This window comes from Acinetobacter lwoffii (assembly GCF_024129855.1).
GTDB lineage: Bacteria > Pseudomonadota > Gammaproteobacteria > Pseudomonadales > Moraxellaceae > Acinetobacter > Acinetobacter lwoffii_L.
Window position 1 is genome coordinate 108410 of the sequence record NZ_JAMXXC010000007.1, and the last position, 20469, is coordinate 128878.

The 20469-nt window shown below is 44.3% G+C and carries 23 protein-coding genes; 11 read left to right on the forward strand and 12 right to left on the reverse strand.

From position 1 onward, the window contains the following. Positions 1–543: 543 nt before the first annotated feature. Together NI465_RS07925 and NI465_RS07930 are read right to left on the reverse strand one after the other, a co-directional pair. Positions 544–1653 carry an HPP family protein gene (locus NI465_RS07925; RefSeq protein WP_180087210.1) on the reverse strand — a complete coding sequence of 370 codons (1110 nt, stop codon included), beginning with the start codon at positions 1651–1653 and terminating at the stop codon, positions 544–546. A 260-nt stretch (positions 1654–1913) separates the two neighbouring features. Then, positions 1914–2711, reverse strand: a complete 798-nt coding sequence (locus NI465_RS07930) for a transglutaminase-like domain-containing protein (RefSeq protein WP_253144955.1) — start codon at positions 2709–2711, stop codon at positions 1914–1916. A 312-nt stretch (positions 2712–3023) separates the two neighbouring features. On the opposite strand from NI465_RS07930, the gene glyQ reads away from it, so the two are divergent. The 6 genes from glyQ (at position 3024) to NI465_RS07960 (ending at position 8633) form a co-directional block, all read left to right on the forward strand. Continuing rightward, positions 3024–4007, forward strand: a complete 984-nt coding sequence (gene glyQ / locus NI465_RS07935; RefSeq protein WP_004278542.1) for a glycine--tRNA ligase subunit alpha — start codon at positions 3024–3026, stop codon at positions 4005–4007. Next, complete coding sequence (gene glyS, locus NI465_RS07940) at positions 4007–6076, forward strand: glycine--tRNA ligase subunit beta (protein WP_180087208.1); 2070 nt, start codon at positions 4007–4009, stop codon at positions 6074–6076. Before glyQ ends, glyS begins: the two co-directional genes overlap by 1 nt. A 211-nt stretch (positions 6077–6287) precedes the next feature. Then, entirely contained in the window at positions 6288–6866 is a 579-nt protein-coding gene (locus NI465_RS07945; RefSeq protein ID WP_311771901.1) for an adenylate/guanylate cyclase domain-containing protein, read from the forward strand. After that, positions 6859–7473: a Pycsar system effector family protein gene (locus NI465_RS07950; protein ID WP_071850462.1), complete on the forward strand. Its 615-nt coding sequence runs from the start codon at positions 6859–6861 to the stop codon at positions 7471–7473. The genes NI465_RS07945 and NI465_RS07950 overlap by 8 nt, the downstream gene beginning before the upstream one ends. A 58-nt stretch (positions 7474–7531) precedes the next feature. After that, the gene (locus tag NI465_RS07955; RefSeq protein ID WP_004278545.1) at positions 7532–7921 is read left to right on the forward strand and encodes a hypothetical protein; all 390 of its coding nucleotides are present in this window, start codon (positions 7532–7534) and stop codon (positions 7919–7921) included. Positions 7922–8150: 229 nt separating this feature from the next. After that, positions 8151–8633, forward strand: coding sequence for a hypothetical protein (locus NI465_RS07960; RefSeq protein WP_253144957.1), 483 nt, complete (start codon positions 8151–8153; stop codon positions 8631–8633). 68 nt (positions 8634–8701) lie between these two features. Here the strand turns inward: NI465_RS07960 and NI465_RS07965 are convergent, their stop codons facing one another. From NI465_RS07965 to NI465_RS07975, 3 genes are all read right to left on the reverse strand, one after another. After that, complete coding sequence (locus NI465_RS07965) at positions 8702–9655, reverse strand: 2-hydroxyacid dehydrogenase (protein WP_253144959.1); 954 nt, start codon at positions 9653–9655, stop codon at positions 8702–8704. An 89-nt stretch (positions 9656–9744) separates the two neighbouring features. Further along, positions 9745–9942: a hypothetical protein gene (locus NI465_RS07970; protein WP_082180547.1), complete on the reverse strand. Its 198-nt coding sequence runs from the start codon at positions 9940–9942 to the stop codon at positions 9745–9747. 124 nt (positions 9943–10066) lie between these two features. Further along, positions 10067–11338 (reverse strand): hypothetical protein, encoded by a 1272-nt coding sequence (locus NI465_RS07975; protein ID WP_253144960.1) that lies wholly within the window; start codon positions 11336–11338, stop codon positions 10067–10069. Positions 11339–11451: 113 nt separating this feature from the next. On the opposite strand from NI465_RS07975, the gene NI465_RS07980 reads away from it, so the two are divergent. Both NI465_RS07980 and NI465_RS07985 read left to right on the forward strand, forming a co-directional pair. After that, on the forward strand, positions 11452–12228 hold the full coding sequence (locus NI465_RS07980; RefSeq protein WP_253144964.1) for a class I SAM-dependent methyltransferase: 777 nt from the start codon (positions 11452–11454) through the stop codon (positions 12226–12228). A gap of 16 nt (positions 12229–12244) precedes the next feature. Then, positions 12245–12832, forward strand: a complete 588-nt coding sequence (locus NI465_RS07985) for a hypothetical protein (RefSeq protein ID WP_180087203.1) — start codon at positions 12245–12247, stop codon at positions 12830–12832. A 150-nt stretch (positions 12833–12982) separates the two neighbouring features. Here NI465_RS07985 and NI465_RS07990 read toward each other — a convergent pair whose 3' ends face one another. After that, complete coding sequence (locus tag NI465_RS07990) at positions 12983–14182, reverse strand: TIGR03862 family flavoprotein (RefSeq protein WP_180087202.1); 1200 nt, start codon at positions 14180–14182, stop codon at positions 12983–12985. A gap of 4 nt (positions 14183–14186) precedes the next feature. Further along, positions 14187–14831, reverse strand: coding sequence for a tRNA (guanine-N(7)-)-methyltransferase (locus tag NI465_RS07995; RefSeq protein ID WP_253144974.1), 645 nt, complete (start codon positions 14829–14831; stop codon positions 14187–14189). An 84-nt stretch (positions 14832–14915) separates the two neighbouring features. Between NI465_RS07995 and NI465_RS08000 the strand changes: the two genes are divergently transcribed. Beyond that, on the forward strand, positions 14916–15089 hold the full coding sequence (locus NI465_RS08000; RefSeq protein WP_004278554.1) for a DNA gyrase inhibitor YacG: 174 nt from the start codon (positions 14916–14918) through the stop codon (positions 15087–15089). A 174-nt stretch (positions 15090–15263) separates the two neighbouring features. Further along, positions 15264–15446: a hypothetical protein gene (locus NI465_RS08005; protein WP_004278555.1), complete on the forward strand. Its 183-nt coding sequence runs from the start codon at positions 15264–15266 to the stop codon at positions 15444–15446. 40 nt (positions 15447–15486) lie between these two features. On the opposite strand, the gene NI465_RS08010 is transcribed toward NI465_RS08005, so the two are convergent. The 5 genes from NI465_RS08010 to NI465_RS08030 all read right to left on the reverse strand — a co-directional run bounded on the left by NI465_RS08010 (position 15487) and on the right by NI465_RS08030 (position 19910). Next, on the reverse strand, positions 15487–16131 hold the full coding sequence (locus NI465_RS08010; protein ID WP_253144967.1) for an MBL fold metallo-hydrolase: 645 nt from the start codon (positions 16129–16131) through the stop codon (positions 15487–15489). A 22-nt stretch (positions 16132–16153) separates the two neighbouring features. After that, positions 16154–17167, reverse strand: a complete 1014-nt coding sequence (gene hemH, locus NI465_RS08015) for a ferrochelatase (protein WP_180038058.1) — start codon at positions 17165–17167, stop codon at positions 16154–16156. Between the two features lie 65 nt (positions 17168–17232). Then, positions 17233–18261 (reverse strand): DUF4062 domain-containing protein, encoded by a 1029-nt coding sequence (locus tag NI465_RS08020; protein WP_005102932.1) that lies wholly within the window; start codon positions 18259–18261, stop codon positions 17233–17235. A gap of 116 nt (positions 18262–18377) precedes the next feature. Continuing rightward, on the reverse strand, positions 18378–19250 hold the full coding sequence (murI, locus tag NI465_RS08025; protein WP_253144976.1) for a glutamate racemase: 873 nt from the start codon (positions 19248–19250) through the stop codon (positions 18378–18380). Positions 19251–19298: 48 nt separating this feature from the next. Next, positions 19299–19910 carry a DUF1285 domain-containing protein gene (locus tag NI465_RS08030; RefSeq protein ID WP_004278560.1) on the reverse strand — a complete coding sequence of 204 codons (612 nt, stop codon included), beginning with the start codon at positions 19908–19910 and terminating at the stop codon, positions 19299–19301. Between the two features lie 186 nt (positions 19911–20096). Here NI465_RS08030 and NI465_RS08035 point away from each other — a divergent pair. Continuing rightward, positions 20097–20469 (forward strand): NAD(P)/FAD-dependent oxidoreductase (locus NI465_RS08035; protein ID WP_253144970.1); only part of this gene is annotated, 373 nt, incomplete at its 3' end.

Consider the following 20469-nt stretch of genomic DNA (forward strand, 5'->3'; position numbering starts at 1 on the left):
TCGAAAAATGATATGCATTTAACAATGATAAAGTCCCTATATTAAAAACATCAAAAAGTGGCAAATAGATATTGGACAGGATATTTCACTTAATCTCTCAACCGATCCAGAATTCTCCCTGGAAAATGACGCTTAACCTCGCACTTTCACCTTTGATCATTGCTGTAATTTTATTCCCTTATGCGCTATTTCATGAAGCCAGCTCTGGGATTTTCTCCATTTTCATGAGACTGTTTTCAGCGCTTTTGATTAGCTTTTTTATCTGCCTGACTTACTGGGTGATGGTCTTTCCTTTTCTATGAGTGACTCACCTGCTGCTACGCCATTATCAGCTGTTTAATATCCTCACGATTTTAATGAGCTGCGTACTGGGAACCCTGATTCTGGCCTATATCTCGCATCCTTCAAGTGAAAATTTTAGTTCCCATTTTTTGTTTCTGCTGTGTTTTTCCCTGCCGATGGCACTATTTTACAGTTTTCTCAGCCGGCAAGCTGACCAGAGTTGATCACACATGCTCTGTTAAATTCCGTTTTAATTCGGTTTTAAACTTTCATTTTAAAATGATTCAGCTCCTGATTGAGTGCAGCAATCATATCTGCCCGACTGATAATTCCCACCAATTGCTGCTCGCTCACCACCGGAATATAGTTGAACGAACGCTCGACAAAATACGGCACCAGATCCTGAATGGGTTGTAAAGGCTGCACCGTAATTACCTTACGGGTCATGATATGTTTGACCTGATGCTCCCAGCTGCTACGGACATCGGCAGCGCGCTTGAACCATTCCACCACCTGATACATCGCCAGCGTGCCAATCAGTTGTTCATCGGCATTGACGACGGGCAGGCTCATCAGGTTCATCTGCTTGAACTTGTTCAGGGCATGCTGGATATCATCATTTTCATGCAGCGTTGCCACATCCTTCGTCATAATATCCTGGCAGCTAAATTCATGTACCGCACGCGCATTGGCGCGGTTTTGTGCCTCCAGAATGATTTTTTGCAGGTCATATTCGCTGATATCCAGCAGCTCGGTGCGCTGATCCAGCACTTCCTGAATATCCTGCGGTTGAATCGTGACTTTCTGGGTCGGCGTCGGATCCTTGGAACGAGTATTTAGTTGAGCTTGCTGCGGATAATCCTTGCCAATCATCCGGTTAAAGACAATGGCAATTACCATCAGTAAAATTGAATTGAGTAGTACCGGATAAAATACAAAGGCATAACCGAGTTCATGCACCGGCTGGCCGCCCAGCACTGCGGTAATGGCCACGGCGCCACTCGGTGGATGCAGGGAATCTGTGGTCATCATCAGGACAATTGCCAAAGCCACGGCTACACTAAAAGCCTCAGTTGGACTGGCAATTAACAAGGCACAGCTCACGCCAATCACGGCAGCAATGGTGTTGCCGACCAGAATATTCCAGGGCTGCGCCAGAGGGCTGGCCGGCACTGCAAAAAGTAATACCGAGGATGCGCCCATCGGAGCAATATACCAGGCTTCAAAATCCCCCAGAATCCATAAACTCAATAAAGACGAGACTACCAACCCCAATAGTGCCCCAGCTCCGCAGAGCAAACGGTCTTTGAGTGGAAGGATTTTGAAATTCGGTTTTAAGGTATTGAGCCAGTCGAGATGGGAGTGAAACACAGTGCGCCTGATCTTATTGTTCATAGATTTTGGGCATTATAGAGCCAAGCCAGATGAAAGGCATCTGTGTTTTACATCTTTTCATCATGAATCGATCGAAGCTTTTTAAAACCATAATAATCTCGCTCAGCTTGAAAATACTGATCCTGTTTTTTTTGCAGAACAACCGCTCCCCTATCAATCGCTATTGAAATGGAAAAATCCTTTGTAACCATTTTGCTTAGTATATTTCCAGAACATTTTTATTGTGGCCTGCCTATTCATTCAGGTTTGATCAGGGGCTGGATTTTTAACAGCTCAACCTGACCATAATAAGTTGAAAATGCCACATCTCCGGCATCGACTCCAGTGCCGATCCGAATAAGATTTTCGACCGGAGCCAAACGGGTCGGATCAAACTGTACCCATCCACCATCTAAATAGGCTTCAAAAATGGCATGAAAGTCAGGTAAAAACTTTTCAATTTCTACATAACCGACCACCATGCGTGCCGGAATTCCCAAGGCACGGCACAGCGCAATGCCTAAATGGGCAAAATCACGGCATACGCCTGCGCGATGCACCAGCACATCTGTGGCAGTGGTGAACTGGTCAGAACTCCCCGACACATAAAAAATATTATTATAAATCCACTGTTCGATCGCTTTGACCCGAGTATAGCCCGGTATCATCCAGCCAAATGAGCGTTTTGCCATTTCCAGTAATAAATCCGAATTGCAATAACGGCTGGCCAACAAATAAGGCAATACTTCATCGGGCAGCTCAGGAATGGTTACTTCTTTCATACCTTGCTGAAGTTCCAAACAGAGGCTCGGTTGACGAACCACTGTCGCCGTATAATTCAGCTCAAAAACCTCACAGGGTTCGACCTGTAGCCGAACATGACGATTTTGATGCTGCGCATCCTGAAATTCATGCCATGTCACAGGCAGGTTAAAGCTGAGTTGTTCTCCGAGAATCTTCTGATCGGAATGATGTGCCGCCTGAAGCATAAAAATAAATTCTGTCGGTTGCACGACCTTGTATTTTAAATGGCATTGAATTTGGTAAGTGGTCATGAAGTTCCTTATTTTTAAGCATTATTATATTGCGTGAATATTAAACTAATTTTAGAGTCGCAATCGTATGAGATCCGTTGAACTTTATGATTCTCCGCTTAACAGCATGCCATACATCTGATTTATTCCTGATTTTCAGATCAGCCTGTATCGGCCAGTACAGCTAAAATCGCAGTAAGCTTCTAAATGCCGCGTATCCTTTAAGCCTGTTTTATTTTTTTCAAAAAAGTATCCGTACATTAACCCTTTGCCACTCCCCTGCAAAGTCCTTATAATTGAGCACAATTTTTCTCTAATTTTAAGTGGATGACCATGAGTCGCGCCATATCGCATATTGATACCTTCCAAGGCTTAATTCTTGCCTTACAAACTTACTGGGCGGAGCAAGGCTGCGTCATTTTGCAACCTTATGATATGGAAATGGGTGCAGGGACATTCCACACTGCGACTTTCCTTCGTGCGCTGGGTCCTGAAACCTGGAATGCCGCTTATGTTCAACCGTCACGTCGTCCGAAAGATGGTCGTTATGGTGAAAACCCGAACCGTTTGCAACATTATTATCAATTCCAGGTGGTGCTTAAGCCAAACCCGGACAATATCCAGCAGCTTTATCTCGATTCATTAAAAGCGATTGGCATTGATCCACTGGTACACGACATTCGTTTCGTAGAAGACAACTGGGAATCTCCAACACTAGGCGCTTGGGGCTTAGGTTGGGAAGTTTGGCTGAATGGTATGGAAGTAACGCAGTTCACGTACTTCCAGCAAGTCGGTGGTGTTGAATGCTACCCAGTCACCGGCGAAATTACTTACGGCCTTGAACGTCTTGCCATGTACTTGCAAGGCGTAGACTCAGTTTACGATCTGGTTTGGACCAAAGGCCAGTTCGGTACGGTAACGTATGGCGATGTGTTCCATCAAAATGAAGTGGAACAATCGACCTATAACTTCGAATATGCCAACGTTGAAAAAATGTTTGAATTGTTCGATTTCTACGAAGCTGAAGCAACACGTTTGATCGAAGCGAAACTTCCACTTCCTGCATATGAGCAAGTCGTGAAAGCATCACACAGCTTCAACTTATTGGATGCGCGTGGCGCGATTTCTGTGACTGAACGTCAGCGTTACATTTTACGTGTACGTACATTGGCACGTTCTATTGCGACCAGCTATGTAGCAGCACGTGCGGAACTTGGTTTCCCAATGGCTGAACCTGCATTACGTGATGAAGTGTTGGCACAATTAAAAGCGCAAGTTGAAGCAGAAGCGAAAGAAGCAAACAAGGAGAGCAAATAATGTCTAAACATACCGTTTTGTTCGAATTGGGTTGTGAAGAACTTCCACCAAAAAGCCTGAAAAAATTACGTGATGCCTTACATGCAGAAACAGTAAAAGGCTTAAAAGATGCTGGTCTTGTTTTTGATTCAATCGAAGCCTATGCAGCACCTCGTCGTCTTGCACTTAAAATTGTCAATGTTGATGCTGCACAAGCAGACATACAAAAACGTTTTGACGGCCCTGCCAAACAGGCAGCCTTTGATGCTGAAGGCAACCCGACGAAAGCACTTGAAGGCTTTATGCGTGGTCAAGGCATCACGGTTGATCAAGTATCAACTTTCCAAGCAGGTAAAGTTGAAAAAGTATGCTATTTAAAAGATGTCAAAGGTCAAAGCCTTGACGTTTTATTGCCACAAATTTTACAAAATGCATTGGATAATCTTCCAATCGCAAAACGTATGCGTTCTGCGGCAAGCCGTACTGAATTCGTACGTCCTGTGAAATGGGTTGTGTTGTTGAAAGACAACGATGTGGTTGATGCAACAATTCAAGACCACAAAGCAGGTAACGTGACTTATGGCCACCGTTTCCATGCACCTGAAGCAATCACTTTAACGCATGCAGACGAATACTTAGCGAAGTTAAAAGCGGCTTACGTTGTAGCGTCTTTTGAAGAGCGTCAAGCCATCATCGATCAACAAGTCAAAGCACTTGCTGATGAAGTGAATGCCATTGCAATTGTCCCTGCGGATCTTCGTGACGAAGTGACTGCACTCGTTGAATGGCCTGTTGCGCTTCGTGCAAGCTTCGAAGAACGCTTCCTTGCTGTTCCTCAAGAAGCATTGATCACCACGATGCAGGACAACCAGAAGTACTTCTGCTTAGTGAACGCTGACAATAAACTTCAACCTTACTTCATTACTGTGTCAAACATCGAGTCGAAAGACCCGACACAAATTATTGAAGGTAACGAGAAAGTGGTTCGTCCACGTTTGTCAGATGCTGAATTCTTCTTCTTACAAGATCAAAAGCAACCGCTTGCATCTCGTAAAGAGAAACTTGCAAACATGGTATTCCAAGCTGAATTGGGTACGCTTTGGAACAAGTCTGAACGTATTGCGAAATTGGCTGTAGCACTTGCGCCTATTACAGGTGCAAAAGCGGAAGATGCTGAAAAAGCGGCGCTTCTTGCAAAATGTGACTTAACCTCTGAACTTGTGGGTGAATTCCCAGAACTTCAAGGGATCGCGGGTACTTACTATGCGCGTCTTGAAGGTGAAAATGCTGAAGTGGCTGAGTCTTTAGGTGAGCAATATCTACCTAAATTCGCGGGTGACGTTTTACCTAAGACGAAGACAGGTACTACGATTGCCCTTGCGGATCGTTTAGACACGCTCACAGGTATTTTCGGTATTGGTCAAGCACCTACAGGTTCTAAAGACCCGTTTGCACTGCGTCGCTCTGCGATTGGTATTTTACGTCTGGTAACTGAAAACGAGCTTGATGTTTCAATCGAAGATTTGATCAAACTTGCACTTGCTGCCTATGGCGATGTATTGAAAGATCACGACAAGACTTTGGCGGATGCGGTTGCATTCCTTGAAGGTCGTTACCGTGCGAAATACGAAGACCAAGGCGTTGCGGTTGATGTGATTCAAGCTGTTCAAGCGCTTTCACCAAAATCTCCGCTTGATTTTGACAAGCGTGTAAATGCAGTCAACCACTTCCGTGCCTTGCCTGAAGCGGCTGCGCTTGCTGCTGCCAACAAGCGTGTTGCGAATATTCTTGCAAAAGAAGCAACACCTGAAGGTGCTGTGGTTGAAGCGAATCTGGTTGAAGATGCTGAGAAAGCATTGTTCGCTGAACTTGCGAAAATCACGCCTGTGGTTGAGCCGTTATTTGCTGCTAAAGACTACACTGCTGCGTTGTCTGCACTTGCTGCTCTTCGTGCGCCAGTGGATGCATTCTTTGACGGCGTAATGGTGATGGCTGATGATGCTGACTTAAAAGCAAACCGTTTACGTATGCTTGCTCAGTTACGTGAGTTGTTTACCAAAGTGGCAGATATTTCGGTGTTACAGCACTAAGCCATAATTGCTTGAAAGTTAAACAAAACCCCGCTATAAGTTAGTGGGGTTTTTAATGAATGAATAAAAAATGCAAGCAAATTAAAAATCATATGATTTTGAAAAAAGCCGTGAAAGAATTGATGAAATATTAGACTCTTCAGATAATAATTATCAAGAGAGTAATAAAGTACCTGGTATAGATGATCTAACATACACCAACGGCTATCATATAAATTGCTCTGCTTTATTTATTGATCTACGTGGTTCAAAAGACCTAGCTACTCAACATCAAAAGAAAGTTTTAGCAAAAATATATAGAGCCTATATTTCTGAATTGGTTGCGCTCCTTAACGGTAATCAAAATATCCAGCAAATTTATATTGAAGGTGATTGTGTTTGGGGGGTATTCAATACAGAAACAACTGTCCAAATTAATGAGGTATTTACTACCGCTGCTAAAGCTAATTCACTAATTCATACTTTAAATATAAAACTTAAGAAAAAAAATTATACTCAGCTTAAAGTTGGTATGGGGCTTCATTATGGACAAGCTTTAGTTATAAAAGCTGGCTATAAAGGTAGTGGTATCAATGAAGTTACTTGGATCGGCGAACTAATTGGAAAAACAGCTCACTATTGCAATAATGCAAACAAAGGATGGCGCAAACCAATCATTCTTTCTGATGTATTTCACCAAAATTTAAATGATGACAATAAAAAGCTATGTGACAAAGTACCTTATACGGATTTCTATGAGTGTGATGTTATAAATATATTGATGAATACATGGGTTCAAGCCAATGGATAAACTTGATTTTCTTCATTCAGCTATCCAAGACACCCAACAAAATATTCGTGCTATAGATTTTAAAATTGGGGCTTTATTAGCAGGTTTAATTGTTCCTTTTCCTCAAATAAGAGAAATTTTCAAATATTTAACAATTAACGAGTTTTGGTGGCAGCATGCTTTAGCAGCCATAATTTTTGTAATGTGGCTAGCAACCGTTCTTATTTTACTTTTAGCACTCTCCGCAATAGATAATCCTAGTAAGCATATTTCAGATAATACAAATCAAAAAGGGCTATATTTTGGCGGTGGTTTATTTAACTTCAAATTATTAAATATTTTTTGGCGAACAAAGAACTTTGCCACAAAATCTGTCCAAGACTACAAAAATGAAATTGAAGACACCTCTCTAGATATTTCAAAAGAATTAGCTTATGAACATTTAAAGTTAATCTACATTCGTGATCTAAAAATTTTCCGCTTACGCCATGCAATAGTATTAATTTTTGTGCTTATTATAGTGGGGTCTATAAGCTTTCTATCTGCCCCTAATATGAAGAAAATTGATGTCGTAAATCAAGATATTCAACATCTTCAACCAAAACAATATTTAGACTATTTGTTATAGGCATTTCACTTTATATTTCCTATACTCAATCTAACAACACTCAACAAGAAAGAATCATATGAAATTTAAAACACTCATTCTGACTGGTCTTGCGAGTATCGCAGTTACAGCTTGTACATCTGCACCCAAAATCCCACAGCTTCAGGTTGGCGTCTTACAGGAAGTCCAAAACCTCGAAGTAGTTCCAGCCACGACCAACAACAAGGCCAAACTGACCAAATTCCTCGACAAATGCGTGATTGAATTTACCGGCGATATCGGCAATAACCGTGTCATTGAACAATGGTCATTTAAAGGCATGACTCTAATCGATGCCGGCTCAGCGACTTTCCAGCGCGACGGTACTAGCACTGCACAAAAATTTGACCTGCACGATGCAGGGGTACAGAAGAACTTTGTCAGCTTACGCGAACATTTCGCCAAAGATGCCCTGACACAATGTGATTAAAAAGATCGCCTTGTTTCTAGTCTAAGAACAGGGCTTTTATTTTGCTAAAAATCAATTCGACACTTGGGCTAATTTCTACTGCCCTTTCTTTAAAAATTACAATATTTCGGCACAGATCAACCTGAAAGCTCTGCACTCTTCACAGGATATTCATTGTTTTTGACCAATTATCCGTTACACTGAAAAACAAACTCAGACCGCACTTAGACGAATTCGAGGTCGATCCATAATGAATATCAAAACCCCAATTATTTTAACGACAGCTTTAATGCTTTCTGTTCCAGCATTCGCACAAACCACGACTCAGTCTGCTAAACCGGTTAAACCCTATGGTGAAAATCCGAACCTGCTGCATGTCTTTGCCTATAAAGCACAGGAAGGCGTGATTAATACTGCCGAGAAAGTCGGTGAAGCAACGGAAAAAGGCATTGCCAAAATCAAGCCGGGGGTAGACCGTGCCTGGAGCAATACCAAGTCTGCAACCTCAGATACACTGCAAAAAGTAGATCAGGGTGCAACTCAGGCAGCCCAGCAAACCGGTCAGAAAATCCAGCAGACCAAAGAAGTCTGGCGTGGAAATTCACAACAGGCACCTATCGTGCAGCAGCCTTTAAGTGAGTCCTCTGCTAACCCACAGCAAACAGCAACCCCACAAATGCAGCCTCAATCTGGTTCAGGTTCAGCCACCAGTTATGCAGTAACCGATTTATAAAAAAAGCCCGTGATGGGCTTTTTTTATTTTTAGAAAATAAAACTATTATCTTGTATTGACACGATTTATCAATTGACCTGTCGGATCGGCTGACCTTGTTTAAATGCTGCTACATTTTCCACCATCTGATCCACAATCCGTTGTCTTGCATCGACACTGCCCCAGGCATTATGTGGCGTCACAATCAGGTTGGGAATCGTTGAATCAAGTAACACATTGCCCTGTTTCGGTGGCTCTACCGTTAGAACATCTGTCGCTGCACCGGCAATCTTGCCTGCTCGCAACGCCTCAGCCAATGCCGCTTCATCGACAATGCCGCCACGCGCACAGTTAATTAAAAATGCACTGCTTTTCATTGCATCCAGCTCAGCATGACTGATTAAATGTCGGGTATCTTCAGTGAGTGGACAATGCAGACTGAGAAAATCGACTTGAGTAAGCAGTTCGGCAAATGGCACACGAGATGCATCCGCTGCACGGTTTGGCAACGCAGCAATGAGAACTTTCATGCCAAAGGCCTCGGCCAGTTTCGCCACCGCATGACCCAGTTCGCCATAACCCACAATGCCCAATGTTTTTCCGGCCAGCTCGACAATTGGCGCATCCAGCAAACAGAACTGACTGGCTTTTTGCCATTCGCCTTGTTCTAATGCACGTTGATAAGACAGGAATGAAGTCGCCAGATTGAGCATCAACATGATGGTATGCTGCGCGACTGCCGAAGTGCCATAAGCCTGACAGTTACACACGACGATCCCTTGCGCTTTGGCCGCCTCAAGGTCGACATTATTGGTGCCGGTTGCAGAGATTAAAATGAGTTTGAGTTGAGGGCATTGCTGAATCGTAGCTGCATCGATCATCACCTTATTCGTAATGATGACATCGAAACCAGCTACACGGGATGCAATCTCGGCAGCCGAGGTCGCCGGATACAAAACTAGTGAATCAAATACTGCATGCAGTGCCTGAAAGTCCAAATCCTGCTGGTCTAAAGAAGCATAGTCTAAATAAACGGCTTTCATGGCTGTTCCCTCAATCCTGTTTGACAATTTATGTCTGTCATTTAAAACAAGTCATTGAGTCTTTTCAACCCGTTTCCAGCCTGATGCAATTAATCCAGCGGTTTATCCATATGATTACGTAGTGACTTGCGGATACGATACACCACATACACGGACAGAATAATCATAAAGATGATGGACGCACTGACCATGATCACTGCAGGATGCACAGTTTCTGCATGTGCCAGATTGGGTAGAACCAAACCGAAGATAAAACATACTTGCATCATCCGAGTCGCTTGCATCATAGAGATCCCCTTCTTCGTTTCAACCATCGGGAACGATATAATTGGTTTATTATTTATACCGCTTATCTCTATATTATGCCAAGCTCATCACAAGTCAAGTAATTGTTTTTTATAAAAATTTTATTTAATTTATCTCGCTGTGCGTCACAAACTGCGTATTTTTGTCACTATCGTTGATAAAAGCAGCAGCACCATACTCATTGGTACTCAGATTCAGCTGCTTATAGCTAAACATATAAAAATCGCTATAACGCTTCATTAAAATCGGGTGCATACCCAGACTGAGCTCATCCTGTTCCTTGATCAGTTTCATGATATGCCGGTCGTTCATCACCACCAGATAACGTTCATCATTCAGGTTAATGCTCAATAAACCATTACCTTTGGCATAAATCGGAATCAGGAATTTATGGTTCAGGGCAATTGCGCCTTCTGCATAACTTTCGATTTTATGGCTGATGACATTAAATACCAGACCATGTCCATAGTGGTCCAATAACAGCTGACGATTTTCCTGCGGCAAATTCACATGAATGCCCAGTTTGAGCAGGTCATGCTGATCAACCTGTTTATTGCGTAACAGTTCCCGCAAAATCACCTGTTTCTGGCTGGCATCAAAAAACTGGTTATCCAGTTGCAGATCGTTGTTTTTCAGAATGTGTCCCAAAGCCATGCGGTGTCGTGGCAAGACATTTTCAATCACCTTGCGATAATAGAACTTGCTGTTTTTCTTGACCCGGCGCATTTTCTGATAGAAATAGCTTGGCTCATATTCATGCACCAAAAAGTCATAGAGCAATTCGGAACTGGCCAAAACTGCGATCGCATCATGTCCGGTAAAAGGTAAATGCAGCACATGATGATGCGGAATCAGCGCCTCTAATTTCAGATAATGGGCACGATCTTCGGCACAGTAAGGATCATAGACAATAATATATTCGCAGGTGTTGTCGATATCTTCGGCCGCAACCCGCATATTGGCATTCAGCTCTGGCTGATAGAACATGTTATAGCGGGCATCATGTACATCTTCCGGATCAATCGAATATTGCGGCACCATCGCCACCACCCGTTGCACGCCCAAGGCACGGGAATATTTGATCGCGGCATAGCCACCCATCGAACCGCCATACGCAATACGCTGCTGAAACGGCGCAATCAGATCTGCGATGGCTTGCAACATGTTCCACATGGAACCTTGCGGAAACCAGGATTTATGCTTAGGCATAATACCAAGCACATTAAACTCGAATTTCGCCAGTGACTTTTCTGCATTGATGTTGAGGCCCTTGGCACGGGTAATCAAATCGCCAAATGAAAAAATCAGTTCTGAAGAAGATCCCGGCATAAAAATCGCGCGTATATGTTCATCTTCAAAAACAATCTGCTTGTCCATAACTTTCCCATGCTGGTAAATCGAACCCTTCCACAACAATTCAGTCAATGAACGCTGTCAAAAAAGTGAATATGCTATTTTATATCGATCAAAAAGATTAAAAAGCGCAAAATATGACACAATCATTACATCCTGCAGCAAAACGGGGTTTTAGTGCGTCGGCTGAGCTCTATCAGCAAGTGCGTCCCGATTATCCGGCAGAAATCAGCCAGTGGCTGAGTGAAACGCTGGCTTTGCCTGCAGATGCGCATCTTTTGGATTTGGGTAGTGGAACTGGCAAGTTTATCCCCTATTTACGCCCGCTCAGTAAGCACATTATCGCGATTGATCCTGTCCCGGAAATGCTGGCTCAATTAAAACAGGCGCATCCGGACATTCATGCAATTGAAGGCGTTAGCCATCAACTTCCCCTGCCTGATCATAGCCTGAATGCGGTATTTTGTGCACAGTCATTTCACTGGTTTGCCGATTCTGCTACCTTACAAGAATTAGATCGGGTACTCAAACCGCAGGGTTGTCTGGTGTTAATTTGGAATCAGCGCGATACTCGGATCGACTGGGTTCAAGCCTTGGCCGATTGTATTGCCCCCTTGGAAGGCGATACGCCGCGCTATCATAGCGGCACCTGGCGCGAGGTCTTTGCACAGCAAACGCTATTTCAGCCCTATGCAGAAACCACAATGACCCAGCAACAGCATGGCAATGTCGAGCAGGTGGTATCCAAGCGGCTGCTCTCCACCAGTTTTATTGCAGCTCTACCTGAACAGCAGCAGGCACAGTTAAAACAACAATTTGAACAGATCATCCAGCAATATACAGCCAAAAGCGCAGAGGAAATGATTGATTTTCCTTATGTCACCCATATCTATGTGTTCAAGAAAAGTAATTAAAGAACAGGAGGCGATCATGCATAAAATACCAGGAATGACACGAACGGCGCTGTTCGCCGTAGCCATGCTGCTAATGGCATGTGATCAGAAAACTTCAGAGACTCCGACTGAAGCCACAACAGATAACACGGCTTCAGATCAAGTCATGCAGGAACTGAAAACCGAACCACTGAAAGACTTTCCTCAAACTGCCGATGATCCGCATGATATTGCTGCATTGACGGATTATGAACAGCGCTTTCAGGACATGAGTAGTGATCTGGAAAAAGAATTAAACGGCATGCGCGATGATGAAAACATGACCGCAGAATTTGTCCAGCAACGTCAGCGTGATCATGTCCAGTCAGCCCTGAATATGCTGAAGGCTTTAGAGCTGAAAACCGAACAGGGCCGTTATATTCAGGGTTTGATGTATCAGTACTGGGAACATCAGGACCAATTACTCAATACTCCCAAGACTCAAGCTACGCCTGTAAATGAAGCCAGTGAGAATGTAAAGGGTCTAGGGAAATATCTACACGCCCAAGAACAGCTGGAACGCTGGCGTTCGCAATATCCGGATCTCGCCAAGAAAGAACCAGCTTCCCGGCAAGTGAAGGAATAGTCTAGGATGCTAGATTGACACACAGTTTAGATAAAATACAAAAATAATCTAAGCTGAACTGGCAGCTTTAAAACAGCGTGAATGAACAAGGCCGGATCTGTTGAGTCTGCATTCAGTATAAATACTAGATCATCCTAGCTATAAAATGACTTAATCTGCTGTCAGAAACTGATGCACACCTTCACCCGCTGCACGCCCTGTGGCAAAACAGGCTGTCAGTAGATAACCGCCGGTCGGTGCATCCCAGTCCAGCATTTCTCCGCAAAGAAATACATGTGGGTTAGATTTCAATTGTAGCTGTTCTGACAACACTTCACGCTTGACACCACCTGCACAGCTAATCGCCTCTTCAATCGGGCGGAAACCTGTGAGTGGAATGGTCAAATGTTTAATTTTTTTGGCTAATTCAGCAGGATCTTGCCATACCGCTTTGGCCACCAGTTCCCGTACCAGAGCCGCCTTGGCACCGTCCAATCCGGCTTTACGCCAGACATTAGTTAAAGACTGCTTCTTACTTGGCTGTATTTTTTGCACAAGCTGTTCGATGCTTTGATTTGGGAAGAGGTCCAGATGCAGCTGCATAGGCTGCCCCTGTTTTAGTTGCTCGCGTAAGCCACGCCCCTGCTTATAGATCAGACCACTTTCCAGACCATAATGACTGATCACGATATCGCCGATGGTCTTTTCACCTTGCCCAACCCATGCTGCAACACGTTTCAGCGGCTGACCAAAGACTGGCTGCATAAACCGAGACCAAGGATATTCCACTCCGGCATTACTGGCTTGGAAAGGCTCAATTTCATCCGGTTTCAGCCATGCTTGCCATGCACCATCACTCCCCAACGCTGACCAAGACACTGCCCCACAAGCCAGAATAATGGCATCAAAATGTTCAGTGCGATATTCATTATTTTTCAGATCATGCAGCTCAAGCTGTTGTTGCTCTAACTGGCTGACTTTATGCCGGTAATGAAACTGAACATCATCACTGGCCAAACGCTTGAGCCAGGCACGCAGCAAGGGCGCGGCTTTCATCTCTGTAGGAAATACCCGGCCAGACGAACCGATATAAGGTTCAATACCAAGCTGCTTCATCCAGTCTTGAATCCAGAGCGCATCCCAGCGTTTGATCCAGGGAGACAACCACTCCACCTGATCATAACGTTGTACAAACTGTGGCACAGGCTCGGCATGGGAAATATTCAGACCGGTTTTGCCTGCCATCAGGAATTTACGCGCAGCAGACGGTTTCTGCTCATAGACATGCAGCTCATAATCAAACTGACTGAGCACTTCTGCTGCCATTAAGCCTGCGGGGCCTGCACCCACAATAGCAATGCGTTTGCTCATCTGATTATTCCGAGACGGTGGCATTCTGCCCTTGCAAAGGCTGGAAATCATCAAAGCGCGTTACATATCTTTCAGGCTTGCTGATGATCAGTTGCTGGCATAGTTCACCGCGCTCCAGATATTTAATTTCAAAATGGGTACGCGCCGAATCTGCAGCAATCACTTCTTTGACAAAAGGTAGCTTCCAGAGCTCTCGCACTTGTATTTCTGCTTCTTCGATATAGGCAGGAATATTACTGGCCAAAGTAATCGTTCCCCCGGTTTTCAGGCGGGAAAGTAGAAACTCAAAAAATGGCATATTGACCCAGCGCTGTGCCGGATTATGCGGTTCAGGATTTGGATATAAAATAAAGAATTGTTCGACCTGCTGCGGATACAGTGCATGCACGATCCACGGTAAAGCATCGGCATGAACGGTTTGTAAATTAGTTTGACCCTCAACAGCATGCTGTTTTTGCATTGCCAGAAATTTTTCACGGGTACGTTCAATTGCAATCAGTTGAGTGTCGGGATTGTTCTTGCTGAATAACAAGGCATGTTTACCTTTACCCGCTCCCACTTCGACGCAGACCGGTTCAGGACTGATGCTTTGAAAATCACGGGGCGCATGCATACGCTGTGCTTGAAATTGACGAATCGGCATAATCAGATCAAACTAATAAAAACCGCATAAGTCTAACAAGCGCGGCTATATTTGCCTAATCGAACCTTTATTTTTCTTTGGAGTCGTCCCATGCCTACCACTTTAAACTGTCCGCGCTGTGGCAAGCTGACCACATGGGAAGATAATGAATTCCGTCCTTTTTGCTCAGAACGTTGCAAGATGATTGATCTGGGGGCTTGGGCCAATGAGGAATATAGTTTGCCCACCCAAGATGCACCGCAAGCCGATAACAGCGAAGAATAAAGGTCTTCCCTGTCGAAAATTCTGTCTGAAAGCAGAATCTTGTCGAAATTAAGTAAATAAATCATATGAATTTTATAAAATTACTTAGATAAAGCAACACGAATTAACATCTTTCATAAAGCCTTAGTATTATTGTTCTACTCTAAATTTTCACATTATTTTTAGAGCAATAATATGGGTTATATTATTTTAAGAGTCATATTAATTGGGGTTGGTCTACTCGCACTTCTTTCGTTGGGAGTCGGCATTTTCCAACAAGATAGTTTATTTATTGTATTGGGTGTGCTTTTTGCTTTTGCCGCTTGGCTCATACACATGCAAACGCGACAACTTCGCAATAATCCCTTTTCAGAATAAAGATAAAAGACCAAACTATGTTGGTCTTTTATTTACGCTTTTAACCCGCTTTACCTGCAACAAACGGATTATACTGCTTTTCAAAACCAATGGTGCTGATCGGCCCATGTCCTGAAATGAATTGAGTTTCATCTGGCAGGCTGAAACATTCACGCTGAATTGAATCTAAGAGCTGCTGATGGTTGCCACGCGGGAAATCAGTCCGGCCAATTGAGCCTTTGAACAAGACATCACCTGTCCATAACAAGTCATAATTTTTGTTATAGAACATCACGTGACCCGGCGTATGGCCTGGAGCAAAACGCACTTCGAACTCCTCATTGCCGAGTTTGAGCACTTCACCACCTTCCAGCCACTGGGTCACTTCAACTTTTTCCGGAATCGGAAAACCATAACGTGCCGAAACTTCTTGAATCATGTCAAGCCAGAATGCATCTTCCTTATGTGGTCCGATTACCGGTACATTCCAGGCCTTTTTTAATGCACCCACCGCACCCGCATGATCCAGATGGCCATGAGTGAGCCACAAGGCTTTAACCGTTAAACCCAGCGCTTCAACTTCAGCTTTGAGTTTTTCAGGTTCGCCCCCCGCATCAATCAAAATGGCTTCTTTAGTGTCCGCATCCCAAACGATCGAACAGTTTTGCTGAAATGCAGTAACTGGAACAATTTTGACTTGTAACATGGGGTGAAAAACCTCGGGCAAGTTAATGGGCAAGTGTCTGTGTCAATGCATCCAGATTAGCCTGGAGCAGACTGTTGAGCAATCGCAAATGATCTTCACGGCTATTTAAAGCAGGAATATAGCGATAGCTTTCACCGCCGAGTGCTTTAAATGTCTCGGCATTTTCGATTGCCAGCTCTTCAAGCGTTTCCAGACAGTCCGCGGAAAATGCCGGACTCATCACCTGAATTGATTTCACCCCTTGCTTGGCCCAATCTTCGAGCAAAACATCGGTATAGGGCTTGATCCACTCCTGTTTGCCAAACCGCGACTGAAAGCTGATCGCATATTGATCTTCGCTTAAACCTAGTGCTTCCGCCACCAATTTACCCGTGATGCGGCAACGGTCGGCATAAGGATCGCCTTTATCAGCATAAGGCTGTGGAATGCCGTGGAAAGACATCAATAATTTCTCTGGTTGACCATGAATTGCCTGATAATCACGTACACTTTGAGCCAACGACTGGATAAATAAAGGATGTTGATAATAATCCCGGATCACTGTCAAACCGGGTAAATTACGCTGTTTAACTACCCATTTCGCCACCGCATCGTATAGAGGTGCGGTCGACGTGGCTGAATATTGGGGAAACAGGGGAAATAGAATTACGTGTTCCTGTGGCTGCGCGGAGACTTGTGCCAAGACATCCTGAATGTTGGGATTGCCATAGGTCATGGCGGGTACCACATTCAGCTCAAACTGCGGATACAGCTGGGTGAGATGCGTCTTGACTGCTGCGACCTGCTCAAACAGAATTTCACGCATCGGCGAATCCTGTCCCCATACTTGCGCATAGGCCTGTGCTACCCGCTTTGGACGGAAGGGCAAAATGAATAAGCGCAGAATGATTTGCCAGATCGGTTTGGGAATTTCAATCACACGCTGGTCAGATAAAAACTGCTTGAGGAAACGGCGTACCGCTGGAATCGTAGGCTCATCTGGTGTGCCCAAGTTTGCCAATATAATCGTCACTTTCGCTTTAGCAGGAGAATACATTCAGTTCGTCCGTCAGGATATCAACCCCTGTACTTTAACAGCTTTTTATTTATTCTCTCTATGGATTAATACGCTGACTTATATTGAAAAGTGCGATCTAAATCCAGCAAGCTGCTATCCAGCAATTTTTGCGCTTTTGGCGTGATCTGCCACAGCATGCGCTGTCGGTCATCACGACCGGATGGCACAATCCAGTCATTCTGGCGCATTTGAATTTTTAAACTATGCAAGGCACGGATATTCATCTGGGCACGCGCCACTGCATGTGCACGCGGCATCTGTACCCGTGCATCCTGCAAACCGGTTTCATTCAGATATTCATTCATGCGCTTCGAGAAAAATTCCTCAGGGGTCGGATTGACAAAGGTGGAGCCCAGCAACGCCAACAATTGCGCCCAAGTCAGTTTCTTCTGGACTTTGATTTCCTTGAAGTTACCATCCTGATAAGCATGCATCCGGTATTCAAAAGAAAAAATTTCATGCATCGCTACTTTGGGCAAGCTTAGGAATGGATCAACTTCTGCAGTTCCACCATCACGTTCCAGTTGAGCCACTTTGGCTTTCAGCTGATCAATCTCGTCATGTAGCGCCTGAGTATTTTGCGGACGCACCCAGCCAGTCACCGGATAGCGCTCCAACATTTGCGGCATGTTAAAACGCACTGCCATTTCCAGATCTCGCAGGCTGCGGTAAGTAAAGACCTGATCGACTTCCTGCTGTAATAACTGACGGAATTCCTTAAATTTTTCCTGTAATTCCGGTTTGGCATCATGCAATGCACTTTCACGTGATGCCGGATCATCATGCATAAACACAATAATCGGTTTTTGCTTGGTCACTGCATAAATATATTCGAGATGCATATAGCCAACACCCGATACCGACTGCTCTCCATACTGGCTTCCCAGCAGAATCACGACATAATCACAGTCATCAATCTGGCGGCGTGCAAATGCAGTATTCAGCGGTGTACGCTGTTCCAGTCCCCACGAGAAAAACCCCATTCCTACCAGTGTTTGAGACAGAATGATACGCTCCGGTTGCATTTCTGCCCCAGAGGTTGAGATGAACACTTGGTACCGTTTATCCAGCATGGGCTATCCTCTTCTCCTGTACATTTGGGTAAAAAATGCATCATCACATGCTTCTTTACCCAATATGGCCACCCCAAAATCAAAATATCTTTCTTCTTAAATTATAAAAATGAGTTTTAAACTGCACTCATATTACTGACCTGCCATTTTAAATCGGCCGGAATCAGGTGCTGCAAAATCGGTCGGAGCTGTTCAGCATTCTGCCCACTCACCACCAATTCAATTTTCACGCTTTCTTTAGACTCATGCTCAAATAATAACCCATTTTTAATTAAAATTCGGGCCGTTTGTCTTGCAACCGCGAATCCTGAGTCAATTAATGTCAGCTTTTGACCAAAAATATACTGAATTGACGATTTTAGGAAGGGGTAATGTGTACATCCTAACACTAAATAATCAGCGCCCTGATCTACAACTGGTTGTAAAATCTCTTTTAATGTCTGCAAACAGGCTGCACTCATCTGCTCCCCAGCCTCAACAAAAGGCACCAGATCCAGACTGGTCACAGGCAGGACTTTGACTTGAGCCGGTTCGGCAAAACGGGAAATGACATCTTTAATCAGTTGGCCGCGGAAGGTCGCGGGCGTGGCCAATACCGCCACCGTTTTCGACTGGGTATTCAGGACCGCCGGTTTAAGCGCGGGTACTAAACCGATAATCGGAAAGTTTTCACCATAATAGTCACGCAAATAATCCAGACTAAAAGCGGAAGCGGTATTACAAGCCACCACCGCAACTTTACAACCTTGACGATAAAGCCATTCAATCGCCTGAGCCGTCAAGGCACGAATTTCCTGATCATCTCTCGGACCATAAGGCACATGCGCAGTATCCGCATAATAGACAAAGCGCTCATTAGGCAAATGACGGGCAATTTCCAGGGCGACTGACAAGCCGCCTACGCCTGAGTCAAAAATGCCAATAGGCGCATCTGCCGTGGCATTGGGCATCGAGTCTAATAGCTGGGAAATTGGTTGAATAGCGCTCATAACGTTGGAGGTGGCTTGTTTGAAATTTCTAGCGTTCAAGCTTAAACCTCAGGTGCTCAAATGCAAGTCTAAATCACCACTTTTCAAACTTAAAACGGTTTCGCCTGCCGGATTTTCATCAAGCTCTCCCATCTCGACCAGATGTAAAAATGCCGCACGCTGAATCAGTGCATTAATCCCAAAACGCACATGCACATAAGGCCTCAACTCACCTTTGTATTCACGCATAAAGATTGGATGTTCAGCATCGACAATAATCAGGTCTTGCGTGGTTGTGCCCAGTTGCAGATAAGTCACTCCATTGATCTCAACCTGATCGACCTGATTGACAAATAAAGGTTCATCTTCAACTTCGATTTCAATCATTTCTACTGGTGTTTTTAGATAGAATTTATCGTTTTCTTTCCAGAGCACCGTTGCAAACAGGTCAATCATCGGCTGACGCTTGATCAATTGACCTTCGTGCCACCATTCGCCGTTGGCTAAAACCTTGAGATCCATTGTGCCACAATGCTTTGGCTGCCATTGCTCCAAAGGGGGTATTGACCTTTTGTGACTGCCCTGTGCATCTTTTAAGTATTGTGCGATATCCATTAAATTTTTATCATCGGGATAAGTTACTTTTTTCGTCGGATTTGTGCTGGGTACTGGCTTATCCATAAAAGAAGACCTTAATGACGGAAAAATAATATGTTTCAGCCAATTGGCTAAAACCGGCTTTAAAACTATACTAGCCCAGATTATCAAAGACACCAGCATTTTTGTGTCTAGGAACCAAGAACACTTATGGCAGCACCCAATCATATGATTATGGTTGCCACCGAATAGTAATATGAGGAGTCCTACATGGAACACATCGAACGTGAATCGATGGAGTTTGACGTCGTCATCGTAGGCGCAGGCCCTGCGGGTCTTTCTGCTGCGATCAAAATCCGTCAACTTGCAATTGAAAACAACTTAAACGATTTGTCCGTTTGTGTCGTAGAAAAAGGGTCCGAAGTCGGTGCGCATATTCTGTCTGGTGCTGTGCTTGAACCGCGTGCCATGAACGAGCTGTTCCCGGACTGGAAAGAACAGGGTGCCCCGCTGAATGTCCCGGTGACTGAAGATAAAACCTTCTTCCTGCTTTCAGATGAAAAATCACAGGAAGCACCGCACTGGATGGTGCCTAAAACCATGCATAACGATGGCAACTATGTCATCTCGCTCGGCAACGTGG

Excerpts from the sequence above, each read along its gene's own strand:
- NI465_RS07930 (WP_253144955.1), bottom strand. The coding sequence starts at position 2,711 with ATGACCACTTACCAAATTCAATGCCATTTAAAATACAAGGTCGTGCAA.
- glyQ (WP_004278542.1), top strand. The coding sequence starts at position 3,024 with ATGAGTCGCGCCATATCGCATATTGATACCTTCCAAGGCTTAATTCTT.
- glyS (WP_180087208.1), top strand. The coding sequence starts at position 4,007 with ATGTCTAAACATACCGTTTTGTTCGAATTGGGTTGTGAAGAACTTCCA.
- NI465_RS07950 (WP_071850462.1), top strand. The coding sequence starts at position 6,859 with ATGGATAAACTTGATTTTCTTCATTCAGCTATCCAAGACACCCAACAA.
- NI465_RS07955 (WP_004278545.1), top strand. The coding sequence starts at position 7,532 with ATGAAATTTAAAACACTCATTCTGACTGGTCTTGCGAGTATCGCAGTT.
- NI465_RS07960 (WP_253144957.1), top strand. The coding sequence starts at position 8,151 with ATGAATATCAAAACCCCAATTATTTTAACGACAGCTTTAATGCTTTCT.
- NI465_RS07965 (WP_253144959.1), bottom strand. The coding sequence starts at position 9,655 with ATGAAAGCCGTTTATTTAGACTATGCTTCTTTAGACCAGCAGGATTTG.
- NI465_RS07970 (WP_082180547.1), bottom strand. The coding sequence starts at position 9,942 with ATGATGCAAGCGACTCGGATGATGCAAGTATGTTTTATCTTCGGTTTG.
- NI465_RS07975 (WP_253144960.1), bottom strand. The coding sequence starts at position 11,338 with ATGGACAAGCAGATTGTTTTTGAAGATGAACATATACGCGCGATTTTT.
- NI465_RS07980 (WP_253144964.1), top strand. The coding sequence starts at position 11,452 with ATGACACAATCATTACATCCTGCAGCAAAACGGGGTTTTAGTGCGTCG.
- NI465_RS07985 (WP_180087203.1), top strand. The coding sequence starts at position 12,245 with ATGCATAAAATACCAGGAATGACACGAACGGCGCTGTTCGCCGTAGCC.
- NI465_RS07990 (WP_180087202.1), bottom strand. The coding sequence starts at position 14,182 with ATGAGCAAACGCATTGCTATTGTGGGTGCAGGCCCCGCAGGCTTAATG.
- NI465_RS08000 (WP_004278554.1), top strand. The coding sequence starts at position 14,916 with ATGCCTACCACTTTAAACTGTCCGCGCTGTGGCAAGCTGACCACATGG.
- NI465_RS08005 (WP_004278555.1), top strand. The coding sequence starts at position 15,264 with ATGGGTTATATTATTTTAAGAGTCATATTAATTGGGGTTGGTCTACTC.
- NI465_RS08010 (WP_253144967.1), bottom strand. The coding sequence starts at position 16,131 with ATGTTACAAGTCAAAATTGTTCCAGTTACTGCATTTCAGCAAAACTGT.
- hemH (WP_180038058.1), bottom strand. The coding sequence starts at position 17,167 with ATGTATTCTCCTGCTAAAGCGAAAGTGACGATTATATTGGCAAACTTG.
- NI465_RS08020 (WP_005102932.1), bottom strand. The coding sequence starts at position 18,261 with ATGCTGGATAAACGGTACCAAGTGTTCATCTCAACCTCTGGGGCAGAA.
- murI (WP_253144976.1), bottom strand. The coding sequence starts at position 19,250 with ATGAGCGCTATTCAACCAATTTCCCAGCTATTAGACTCGATGCCCAAT.
- NI465_RS08030 (WP_004278560.1), bottom strand. The coding sequence starts at position 19,910 with ATGGATAAGCCAGTACCCAGCACAAATCCGACGAAAAAAGTAACTTAT.